Origin of the sequence: Enterococcus sp. 3H8_DIV0648 (assembly GCF_002140655.1) — a bacterium.
Classification (GTDB): domain Bacteria; phylum Bacillota; class Bacilli; order Lactobacillales; family Enterococcaceae; genus Enterococcus_A; species Enterococcus_A hulanensis.
The window spans coordinates 92,125-103,585 of the sequence record NZ_NGLG01000001.1; the positions used below are offsets into that span (position 1 = coordinate 92,125).

13 protein-coding genes are annotated in these 11,461 nt (G+C 39.3%); all 13 read left to right on the forward strand.

Going from position 1 to position 11,461, the window contains the following annotated elements:
* The first annotated feature begins 13 nt into the window (after positions 1-13).
* The 13 genes from cls to A5875_RS00545 all read left to right on the forward strand — a co-directional run bounded on the left by cls (position 14) and on the right by A5875_RS00545 (position 11,257).
* Positions 14-1,462, forward strand: a complete 1,449-nt coding sequence (gene cls, locus A5875_RS00485; RefSeq protein WP_088931790.1) for a cardiolipin synthase — start codon at positions 14-16, stop codon at positions 1,460-1,462.
* Positions 1,463-1,728: 266 nt separating this feature from the next.
* On the forward strand, positions 1,729-2,577 hold the full coding sequence (locus A5875_RS00490) for a phosphate ABC transporter substrate-binding protein PstS (RefSeq protein WP_088931791.1): 849 nt from the start codon (positions 1,729-1,731) through the stop codon (positions 2,575-2,577).
* Positions 2,578-2,706: 129 nt separating this feature from the next.
* Entirely contained in the window at positions 2,707-3,483 is a 777-nt protein-coding gene (locus A5875_RS00495) for a helix-turn-helix domain-containing protein (RefSeq protein WP_088931792.1), read from the forward strand.
* Between the two features lie 67 nt (positions 3,484-3,550).
* Entirely contained in the window at positions 3,551-3,943 is a 393-nt protein-coding gene (locus A5875_RS00500; RefSeq protein WP_088931793.1) for a VOC family protein, read from the forward strand.
* A gap of 6 nt (positions 3,944-3,949) precedes the next feature.
* Positions 3,950-4,204, forward strand: a complete 255-nt coding sequence (locus tag A5875_RS00505) for a helix-hairpin-helix domain-containing protein (protein WP_088931794.1) — start codon at positions 3,950-3,952, stop codon at positions 4,202-4,204.
* Positions 4,205-4,465: 261 nt separating this feature from the next.
* The gene (pstC, locus tag A5875_RS00510) at positions 4,466-5,398 is read left to right on the forward strand and encodes a phosphate ABC transporter permease subunit PstC (protein WP_088931795.1); all 933 of its coding nucleotides are present in this window, start codon (positions 4,466-4,468) and stop codon (positions 5,396-5,398) included.
* Complete coding sequence (pstA, locus tag A5875_RS00515) at positions 5,391-6,278, forward strand: phosphate ABC transporter permease PstA (protein ID WP_088931796.1); 888 nt, start codon at positions 5,391-5,393, stop codon at positions 6,276-6,278. Before pstC ends, pstA begins: the two co-directional genes overlap by 8 nt.
* 270 nt (positions 6,279-6,548) lie before the next feature.
* Positions 6,549-7,349, forward strand: a complete 801-nt coding sequence (pstB, locus tag A5875_RS00520; RefSeq protein ID WP_088931797.1) for a phosphate ABC transporter ATP-binding protein PstB — start codon at positions 6,549-6,551, stop codon at positions 7,347-7,349.
* A gap of 17 nt (positions 7,350-7,366) precedes the next feature.
* The gene (gene pstB / locus A5875_RS00525; protein WP_088931798.1) at positions 7,367-8,122 is read left to right on the forward strand and encodes a phosphate ABC transporter ATP-binding protein PstB; all 756 of its coding nucleotides are present in this window, start codon (positions 7,367-7,369) and stop codon (positions 8,120-8,122) included.
* A 27-nt stretch (positions 8,123-8,149) separates the two neighbouring features.
* Positions 8,150-8,827, forward strand: a complete 678-nt coding sequence (gene phoU / locus A5875_RS00530) for a phosphate signaling complex protein PhoU (RefSeq protein WP_088931799.1) — start codon at positions 8,150-8,152, stop codon at positions 8,825-8,827.
* A 183-nt stretch (positions 8,828-9,010) separates the two neighbouring features.
* Positions 9,011-10,552, forward strand: a complete 1,542-nt coding sequence (gene liaX / locus A5875_RS00535; RefSeq protein ID WP_088931800.1) for a daptomycin-sensing surface protein LiaX — start codon at positions 9,011-9,013, stop codon at positions 10,550-10,552.
* Between the two features lie 25 nt (positions 10,553-10,577).
* The gene (locus A5875_RS00540) at positions 10,578-10,895 is read left to right on the forward strand and encodes a PspC domain-containing protein (protein WP_088931801.1); all 318 of its coding nucleotides are present in this window, start codon (positions 10,578-10,580) and stop codon (positions 10,893-10,895) included.
* A complete protein-coding gene (locus tag A5875_RS00545; protein WP_088931802.1) occupies positions 10,895-11,257 on the forward strand; it encodes a phage holin family protein in 363 nt (120 codons plus the stop codon). The genes A5875_RS00540 and A5875_RS00545 overlap by 1 nt, the downstream gene beginning before the upstream one ends.
* Positions 11,258-11,461 lie beyond the last annotated feature (204 nt).

Sequence of the window (11,461 nt, forward strand, 5' to 3'; positions counted from 1 at the left end):
GGAGTGTGGAGGCATGTCTTTTGTGACAGAGCACTTAGGTTTATTTTTTTTGGTGATCAACACTATTTTATCTTTTATTATTGTTTTTCGAGAACGTAAAGATACAGTCAATACGTGGGCGTGGTTATTAGTTTTGACCTTTATTCCCGTCGTGGGCTTTGTTTTATACGTTTTCTTCGGGAAAGGAATCTCTAAAGAACGTATCTTTGATTTGAAGATGCAGACTAAAATCGGGATGAACGTTGAAGTCCAGCAGCAGCAGCGAGCATTGGCACGAGGACTATTTCCAAAACCAACGACCAATCAAGTCGATCCGCGACAGCTGATTTACATGCTGACGATGTTTGAAAGTTCTTTATATACTACTAATAATGAGGTCACGCTTTATACGGATGGTCGTGAAAAGTTTGATGCATTGATTGAAGACATCAAGCAAGCGAAATATCACATCCATATGGAATATTATATTTATCGAGCAGATGATTTGGGTCTTGAGGTCCGAGAAGCATTAGTCGATGCTGTTTCACGCGGCGTGAAGGTACGTTTGCTTTTGGATGCTTGGGGTTCTACGCAAGTTAATCGTCGTTTTCTTGCGCCTTTGATCGAAGCAGGAGGCGAGGTAGACTTTTTCTTCCCGCTATTTTTACCATATTTAAATCCACGAATGAATTATCGTAATCACCGAAAAATCGTGGTGATTGATGGCGAGATTGGTTATACCGGCGGGTTCAATGTTGGCGATGAATACCTGGGATTAGTGGAAAAGTTTGGTTATTGGCGAGATAATCATCTGCGTATCCATGGACAGGCCGTTTATACATTGCAAAACCGCTTTTTGATGGATTGGAATTCGCAACAAAAAAATGAGCTGGTTTATCAACCCGATTATTTTCCAGAGATTGAATCGGAAGGGAAATTGGCTTTGCAGATCGTCAGCAGTGGACCAGACAGTGAGCACGAGCAGATCAAATTGACTTATTTAAAAATGATCAATTTGGCTAAAAAGGAAATTTTGATTCAAACGCCTTATTATATTCCCGATGCACCAATTCATGAAGCATTGAAATTGGCGCTGCTTTCTGGTGTTAAAGTTCGAATGCAGATACCGAATAAGCCTGACCACATCTTGGTATATTGGGCAACGTATTCGTTTGCGGCTGAATTGTTGGAATACGGCGCAATTATTGAGACATATGAAAATGGATTTATTCATGCGAAGACTATGGTAATCGATGGCGGGATTGCTTCGGTTGGTTCGGCTAATATTGATGTTCGTTCCTTTAAATTGGACTTTGAAGTAAACACGATCGTTTATGACGCCGCCTTTGCGGAAGAATTACGTGAGGAAATTCATAAGGATTCAATGAAGTCGGAGCTTCTAACACAAGAAAAATATGATCAGCGCGGTACTGTGATTAAGTTTAAAGAAGGGATTGCCCGCTTGATTTCACCGCTCTTATAAAAATCATTTGCGCTTTCATGGTTTGATAGTATAAAATGAACTAGCTTGTTTAGTGAGTCAAACGTAAAAGTGACGAATGAATACTTAAAAATGAATAAGGATGCCAGTTCAACTTTTATCAGTGTAATTAATTAGCGGTTCAGTTAGAATTATATAAACAAACTAAACTTGTGTGCTGGTAGTTGAATGGTATACGGCATGAAAATAAGAATCATTTTTCGTTTTTTTGAAAAATGAATACTTAAAAATGAATAAGGAGCTTTTTCATGAAGAAATGGTTAATTCCCCTATTGGGTACGCTTCTGCTTTTATCTGGTTGTTCAAAATGGATCGATCGCGGCGAGTCAATCACTGCTGTCGGGTCTTCCGCCTTGCAGCCGTTAGTTGAAACAGTGGCAGAAGAGTATCAAAGTAAAAATCCAGGCAGATTTATTAATGTCCAAGGCGGCGGAAGCGGCACGGGGCTTAGTCAGGTACAATCAGGGGCAGTCGATATCGGCAATTCAGATTTATTTGCTGAGGAGAAAAATGGAATTGATGCTGAGAAATTAGTTGATCATAAAGTCGCTGTTGTTGGGATCACTCCGATCGTTAATAAGAATGTCGGTATAACGAATATTTCACTAGAGAACTTGCGCAAGATTTTTCTAGGGGAGATCAAAAACTGGAAAGAGCTTGGCGGAAAAGATCAAGATATCGTAATCTTAAACCGGGCGACCGGCAGTGGAACACGTTCGACATTTGAGCAGTGGGTCTTAGACGGCAAGACGGCGGTACGTGCGCAAGAGCAGGATTCTAGCGGAATGGTTCGTCAAATCGTTGCCGATACCCCTGGAGCAATCAGTTATACGGCTTTTTCTTATGTAACAAAAGATGTTCAAACATTGAGTATTGATAATATCGAACCGACTGATGAAAATGTGACGACCAACGATTGGAAAATTTGGGCATATGAGCACATGTATACTAAAGGAAAGCCCACCGAGCTAGTCAAAGATTTTCTTGATTATATGCTTTCAAAAGAGGTTCAGGGAAAAGTTGTTCCCCAACTGGGCTATATTCCGATCTCCGATATGAAAGTTGAACGTGATTGGCAGGGCAATGAAATAAAATAAGAATTTTTTGAAGGGCACGGAATGTTTCTGTGCTCTTTTTACTAATCCATTTTTTCGCAGTATAGAAGATGAAGTAATAGAAGAACGACAAGCAAAAAATGTCGATCAAAAGCAAGGAGGATGACTGTGATGTATTATCCGATTCAACTACCCTTTATTTTAAATGAAGCTTTTACTCGAGTAATGGCTTATCGTGAGATAGTGATTCCCGAATGTAGTGATTTTGTATTGTGCTTTTGGGAGATGTTTCCAAAAGTAAACGAGCAGACACGAGTCAAAAATGTAATCATCGCTGATGGTTGTATCGATTTGATTGTCGATTACGATCAAAAGCAGCTTTTTTTCACAGGAAATCAGCAGACTGATTTTGATTACGAAATTGAAACGCCGGCGCGCTTTTTTGGGGCTCGTATGATGCCGGGGGCTTTTCATCAATTAACTGGGTTACCTGCTGGGCAGGCGATGGATGATTTCATTTTGCTGCAAGAGGTTTTTGATGATTTGAATTTAGAGACTTTTTTTGCTTTATCATTTGAAGCGGCTAAAGAGCAGTTTCAGAAATATCTGACGAAAAAGTTTTCAGGCGAACAGCCGAATGAGTTTACTCAGCTTTTCCCACGATTAGCTGAGAAAATTCCCCAGACGACCAAGGAACTATATGAGCTGCTCTATTTTAGTCCGCGTCAGTGCCAACGATTATTCGCAAAAAATTTTGGATTAACACCTAAAATGGTATTGAGTATTTTAAGGTTTCAACGCTGCTTGCAGATTCTAACTTCAAACCAAGCGAAGCCAGCAGATATTTTAACTGTTACGAACTATTATGATCAACCGCATTTTAACAAGGACTTCAAACGTCATTTGGGCATCACGCCTTTGGAATTAATGGCCCGCTATAAAAAATGACGCATTTTTACAATAAAATTTTTCGCTGCCTTGTTAGAATTAGGCTATAAGTTAGGAGGCAGTTAAAATGTATAAAAATATAACAACGAATTTGATGGTGGCAAGTGTAGATAAATCTGTGGCGTTTTATCAAGAGATTCTTGGATTAGAAGTAGTAGCTTCAGTTCCAGCAAATGATCAAAGTTTGCAGTTTGCGATCCTTGCTAAAGAGGCCGTTACGCTGATGCTGCAGGAAAAAAGTAATTTGAGCGAAGAGTATCCTATTTTAGCGACAGAAAAAATTCAACCGTCGATCACTTTGTATATTACGATTGAAAATTTTGAAGAATTTTATACCAATACTAAAAAAGCTTATCCAATCTATACGGAACCTCATGCAACTTTTTATGGAGCGAAGGAATTTGTTATTACAGATCCCGATGGTTATGTGTTGACCTTTACTGAATACAAAGAGGGATGATAGACAATGGAAAATAATTTACAAGCGATTCCCGGCATTGGAAAAAATATGGAACAGCATCTGATTAGAGCAGGCTATCCGGATGTCGCTTCGCTGAAAAAGCAGGACCCAGAGGAAATCTATTTAAAAGATTGTGTAGTACAAGGGGCGAAAGTTGACCGGTGCGCTTTGTATGTTTATCGTTTGGCGGTACATTATGCTGATAATGACGGCAACTTGCCGCCGGATAAACAAAATTGGTGGGATTGGCAAGACAGATAATTTTTTTAGCAGTATCTATTTTTGGATGCTGCTTTTTTTGTCGTTTTTTTTGTATCGACTAGATAACAGCATTTATCATTCTTGATGAATTACTAAGCAGTTCTGTTGCAGGAAGTCTCTAATCTGGTTTACACTTTCTTTACAATTGTCATGGAAGCGTTACAGGACATTAAAAGGAAATTGATTTTCAACAGGTAGAATGACTTTGTTGGTTTGCAAAAAACCGAGTGGATTAGCTTGAAGGAATCAGGAGGAGTAGCTTTGGAAAATGAAGATGTAAAAAAAGCGCTGACGACGAAATCAAAGCGGGCGAAAATCGAACAGCGAGGTCGTTTTATTAGTTTCATTTGTATCGCGTTGATCGTACTTGTCGTAGGAGCGATTTTCTATTTTGTAGCGAGTAAAGGACTATCAACCTTTTTTGTAGATAAAATTAATGTATTCGACTTCTTATTTGGAACGGTCTGGAATCCTAGTGCAACTGGATCAGATGGTCAACCATTAGTAGGCGCGTTGCCGATGATTTTAGGATCGTTCATGGTTACATTTTTATCAGCGATCGTAGCGACTCCGTTTGCGATTGGTGCGGCTGTCTTTATGACTGAGATTTCACCTAACAAAGGACAAAAGTTTTTACAGCCGGTCATTGAATTATTAGTAGGAATCCCTTCTGTTGTTTATGGCTTTATTGGCTTAACAGTGATCGTACCGTTTATCCGTTCGATTTTTGGCGGAACGGGTTTTGGTATTTTGTCTGGGACTTTCGTTTTGTTTGTAATGATTTTACCTACCGTTACGACGATGACGGTGGATACGTTGAAATCCGTGCCGCGTCATTACCGCGAAGCTTCATTAGCATTAGGCGGAACGCGTTGGCAAACGATTTATAAAGTTGTTTTACGGGCGGCAGTACCGGGAATTTTGACGGCGGTTGTCTTCGGCATGGCCCGTGCCTTTGGTGAAGCTTTAGCGATCCAAATGGTGATCGGAAATGCGGCATTAATTCCGACAAGTTTAACGACACCAGCTTCAACATTAACTTCGATTTTGACGATGGGAATCGGAAATACGATCATGGGTACAGTAGAAAATAATGTCTTGTGGTCATTAGCGTTGATCCTATTATTCATGTCTTTAGTTTTCAATATTTTGATTCGCTATATTGGAAAGAAAGGGGAGATAACAAATGGATAAAGCAAAACGTGCAGATAAAATCGCCACGGGCGTCCTTTACATTATCTCAGCTTTGATTGTTGCGATATTGGCATTTCTCCTACTTTACATTTTAATTCGCGGCTTGCCGCATGTATCTTGGGAATTTTTGACCTCCCCTTCAAAAGCCTATCAAAAAGGCGGCGGGATCGGAATTCAATTGTTCAACTCGATTTATCTGCTGTTGATTACTATGATCATCAGTTTACCTATCTCGCTTGGCGCGGGAATTTATTTATCGGAATACGCAAAGAAAAATTGGGTGACGAATGTCATTCGTACCTCAATTGAAATTCTAAGCTCATTGCCTTCAGTTGTTGTCGGTTTGTTTGGGTTCTTGATTTTTGTTATTCAATTCGGTTACGGCTTCTCGATCCTTTCCGGCGCTTTGGCATTGACTCTGTTCAACTTACCGTTACTGACAAGAAATATCGAAGAATCTTTAAGAGCGATTCATTATACGCAACGTGAGGCTGGCTTAGCTTTAGGTCTATCGCGTTGGGAGACAGTCACGAAAATCGTTGTGCCAGATGCTTTACCAGGGATTTTGACTGGTGTGATTTTGAGCTCAGGCCGAATCTTCGGTGAAGCGGCAGCTTTGATCTACACAGCCGGACAAAGTGCTCCAGCGTTAGATTTTACCAATCTCAATCCATTGAGTGTTTCGAGCCCATTAAGTATTTTCCGCCAGGCAGAAACATTGGCCGTGCATATCTGGAAAATCAATACTGAAGGAACGATGCCGGACGGCACAGCAGTATCGGCTGGCGCATCAGCAGTCTTGATTTTAGCGGTCCTATTATTTAATTTTGGGGCCCGGGCCATCGGAAAGAGACTTCATAGAAAAATGACTTCAGCCTAAAAATTCTGATTTAACGTTGCTACGTATATCTTGCTTTAGCAGGCTGGAATAATATACGGCATCTTTGGATTTTAGGAAAGAAAAATTTCAACAATAGTATGAAGTAGGATGTCAGTCCAACTTTGCCAATACACATTATAGAAGAAGTGAGAAAGAATTATTAAGTTTATTAAGGTGTAAGGCAGATAGTTGGATGATATACGGCGTGAAAATCCGAGAAATTTTTACGAAAGAAAAATTTCAACAATAGTATGAACTAGGAGAAATTCAATGAAAGAATATAATTGGGAGGAACGCAACATTATCAGCATGCCTGGTGAAATTGCGTTGCATACAGAAGACCTGCATGTTTACTATGGCGATAACGAAGCCATTAAGGGTGTCGATCTTGAATTCGAAAAAAATAAAATCACCGCTTTGATCGGACCTTCCGGTTGCGGCAAGTCGACCTATCTACGTTCACTTAATCGAATGAACGATGGTATCGCCAGCGCTAGTGTAACAGGTAAGATCGTTTATAAAGATGTTGATGTCAACGCATCGAACATCGATGTTTACGAAATGCGCAAGCGTATCGGCATGGTGTTTCAACGGCCGAATCCTTTCAGCAAATCGATTCGTGACAATATTACTTTTGCTTTGAAACAGCATGGTATGCGGGATAAGCATCAGTTGGAAGAAATTGTAGAAACTAGTTTAAAACAAGCAGCGTTGTGGGACCAAGTCAAAGACAATCTAGATAAGAGTGCTTTAGCTCTTTCCGGTGGACAACAACAACGATTGTGTATTGCACGAGCAATTGCTATGAAACCTGATATTTTACTTTTGGATGAACCAGCTAGCGCCCTAGACCCGATTTCAACTGGTAAAGTTGAGGAAACACTGGTACAGCTGAAAGAAAATTATACGATTATCATCGTGACCCATAACATGCAGCAAGCTGCCCGAATCAGCGACTACACAGCTTTCTTTTATTTGGGAAATGTCATCGAGTACGATGATACAGCAAAAATCTTCACGCGGCCGAAAATCCAAGCGACTGAAGATTATGTTTCAGGACACTTTGGTTAAGAGACGGAGGAAATTGAATGTCGAAGATTATTACTTCCAAAGACCTTCATTTATATTATGGTAAAAAAGAAGCCTTAAAGGGCATTGATATGGAAATCGAAAAGGGCGAGATCACTGCGATGATCGGACCTTCTGGTTGCGGGAAATCGACTTACTTACGTTCGTTGAATCGGATGAATGATTTGATTCCCGGCGTTACGATTACCGGAAGTGTCATGTATAAAGGCAAGGATATTTATAGCCCGAAGACAGACACGGTAAATTTGCGAAAAGAAATCGGCATGGTTTTCCAACAACCCAATCCTTTTCCTTTTTCGATTTACGAGAACGTCATTTATGGGTTAAAATTAAAGGGTGAAAAGGATAAAAGCAAACTTGATCAAGTTGTAGAAGAAAGCTTGAAGGCTGCTTCCGTTTGGAACGACGTTAAAGATAAACTGCATGAGAGTGCCTTGTCGCTATCTGGTGGACAGCAACAACGAGTTTGTATTGCTCGCGTTTTAGCGGTCAACCCGGAGGTTATTCTTATGGATGAACCAACGAGCGCTTTGGACCCTGTATCAACTGGTAAGATCGAAAATATGTTATTGGAATTGAAAGAAAATTATACGATCATCATTGTGACTCACAACATGTCACAAGCATCACGAATTTCTGATCGTACAGCCTTCTTCTTGCAAGGCGAATTGATCGAATTCGATAAAACAAAGAAAATTTTCTTAGACCCGGCAAAACAAGAAACCGAAGATTATATTTCAGGGAAATTTGGCTAGCAATTAACAATCATAAGGAGGGCAACGATGTTACGTACACAATTTGAAGAAGATCTGCTGAATCTTCACAATCAGTTTTATGAAATGGGTATGATGGTCTCAAGTGCCGTGCACAAATCGGTCCGTTCATATATTGACCATGACAAAAAATTAGCGCAAGAGGTTATCGATCACGATATTGAGATCAATGACATGGAAGTCCGCTTAGAGAAAAAAAGTTTTGAAATGATCGCTTTGCAGCAGCCGGTTACGACCGATTTGCGGACGATCATCACGATCATGAAAGCCAGCTCAGACTTGGAGCGAATGGGAGACCATGCTGTTTCAGTGGCAAAATCAACTATTCGTCTAAAAGGGCTGCCGCGGATTTTAGAAGTTGAAAAAGAAATCAATGAAATGTCTAACTATGTTAAAAAGATGGTGGACAATGTCTTGATTGCTTACGTTAAGACAGACGAAAAAGATGCCCGCATGATCGCAAAAATGGATGAGCGGGTAAATGATTATTTCCAAAAAATCTATGATATGACGACTAATACGATGGAAAAAGAATCCGATACAATTATCAGTGGAACGGATTATCTGCATGTTGCTGGTTATTTGGAACGTGTGGGTGACTATGTAACGAACATCTGCGAATGGATCGTTTACTTAGCAACAGGGAAGATCACTGAACTTAACAGCAATCGTAACGAAAATTTTTAAGAACAAGCAACCAGCTAGAATTTTCTGGCTGGTTTTTTCTACATTTAAATAGGAAGAAACACCTCTCTTTAAGAAGTCGGATAAAAAGATGGGTCTTTAGTCCTATGACAAACGGATAAAAACATTGCATAATATGAATGTAAACAAAAGTAATGTATTTGCTTTTTGAAGGAGGCAATTTCTATGAATGAAAGACAAAGAATTTTGGAATTAGTAAAAAAAGGTATTTTATCAACTGAAGAAGGTTTAGATTTATTAGAAAGCATGGCCAAGGCAAAGGATGAAGCGCAGATCAAACAAGCTGCAGATAAAGTGGATTCTTATCACCGCGACCAAGCAACGAACTTAGTTGATGAATGGGAAACTGGTAAAGAAGCAAAAGGTTCTGAAGAACAGGACTTGGAAGACCTTGAAGCTTATTTTGATGACTTAGCTACAGAAGTCAACCAAATTTCTGCTCACATTGATGAGATCAACCAAAAGAAAAATGATTTAAAAAATGCACTTCATGAAAAAGAAGAAGTTTTGATGGAGTTAGACACAAAAGAAGAATTAGATACTTTATCAGAAGCAGACGATGAAATTCGTGAAGCGGTCGAAGCTGCGATCAAAGAATTGAAAGAACAAATCGCAGAGTTAGAAGACCAAGTTGAAGAGCAAGAAGAAGAATTAAGCAACGTACAAAGTAATCAAAAAGAAAATCGTAAAAAACGGGTTTATGCTCATATTGAGATTCCAGATGATTTGAAGGATCAAGCCAGCGAAACTTTCTCGCAAGTTGGTGAAAAATTGGGAGAAGCCGGCGTTCAATTAGGTCGTTTGATGAAGAAGACTTGGAAATCTGTTTCTGACACAGTAGAAGAAAACGTTGACTGGAAAGATTTCAACGTAAAAGTTCCTGGTCTAGTTACTTCTAAATTTGAACATCAATTCTTGTATACAGATGTTGAACCAACATTGCTTGATATTAAATTGGCAAATGGGAAAGTAACCTTAAAGTCTTGGGATGACGCAGCTATCAAAGTGGATGCGAAAATCAAACTTTATGGTAAAATGAATGAAGCGACACCATTACAATCATTGATGGAACGCAGCCAAATTGAAGTCAACGATGAACATATCTCATTCCAAATCCCGAATAAACGAGTTCAAGCAGAATTAGTTTTCTACTTGCCAAAACGGACCTACGATCATGTAGCTGTTAAACTATTAAACGGTGATTTGATTGTTGAAGAAATGGATGCCAAAGATGTTTATGCTAAATCAACTAACGGCAATATTACTTTCCAACATATCGATGCAACAATGCTTGAAATCCAAGGCGTCAACGGAAATATCGAAATTCGCGAGGGTGCGATCTTAGATTCGATCATCGAAACTGTTAATGGTAATATCACTACTAAAGCAGCGATTCAAAACTACGGTATTTCATTAGTCAATGGTGACGTGAAATTAACTGCGGGTCATGCTACTTTACAAAAAATCAAAGCAAGCTCAGTTAACGGAAATGTCAAAGTTTCTGTAGGAAAAACGATTGGGTTGGAAGGCTTAGCGAAAACAAGCTTAGGCAGCATCAATGATCGCTTATCAAACTACGAAGTCATCAGAGAGAAAAAAGAAAAAACGAATCGCTTGCTGCAATTCCGTCGAGTAGCGGATGAAATGGCGAAAATCGATGTATCAACTACTACAGGTAGTATTTTCTTGAAAGATTTCGACAATTAGGAAATAATAAGGAAGGAAGATTCATATGCAAAAGAGATTACAAAAGTCACGAAATAATGTGGTACTTACAGGTACCTTAGCCGGGATCGCCGAATACTTCGGGATTGATCCAACAATCGTGCGTGTGATTTATGTTTTCTTGAGTTTCGGTTTACTAGGCTCGCCTGTAATTCTATATGTCATTCTAGCCCTATTGATTCCAGCTGGAGCAAAAGGACGAGATTCATATGGACATAATAATCCCTATTACGGGAATAATGACTACAACAACTATGAGAAAAAAACGTCCCGCCAACGTAAGAAAGCGGACAAAATCGACGATGATGACTGGAGCGACTTTTAATGACTTACCTACAGCGCGTATTAGCTAATGCACTGATATTTATTTCACTGTCGGTGCTCTTTCCCAATCAAGTTTATGTGGAAAGTCTGACGATGGCTATTGCTGCAAGCTTTGTCCTATCAATATTGAATACTTTAGTGAAACCAATTTTGATTTTGCTTTCACTGCCGTTAAATATTATGACTCTCGGACTATTTAGCTTTGTAATTAGCGCTGGTATGCTGCAATTGACTTCCAACTTATTAGGAAATTATCGTTTTGGCTTCTCCAGCTTTGCCATCTCAATCTTGGTGGCTATCGTCATGGCGATTGTCAACGCGATCGTTTCAGATCATAATATCGACAAATACGCGGATAGGTAAATATTACCTATCCGTTTTTGTTAGTTCTGCTTTTCGCAGTATTAATAATGGACAATTCTTTTATTATGCATAAGTAATCTCGAAGCTGTGATGTTTAGCAGAATGATATGCGTAGTGATCTTATACACATCTAGATGTGTATAAGCTCTAATAAATGATAATCTGCTATGAATGTAAGCGATTTACAAAAAAGCTTAAACCAAC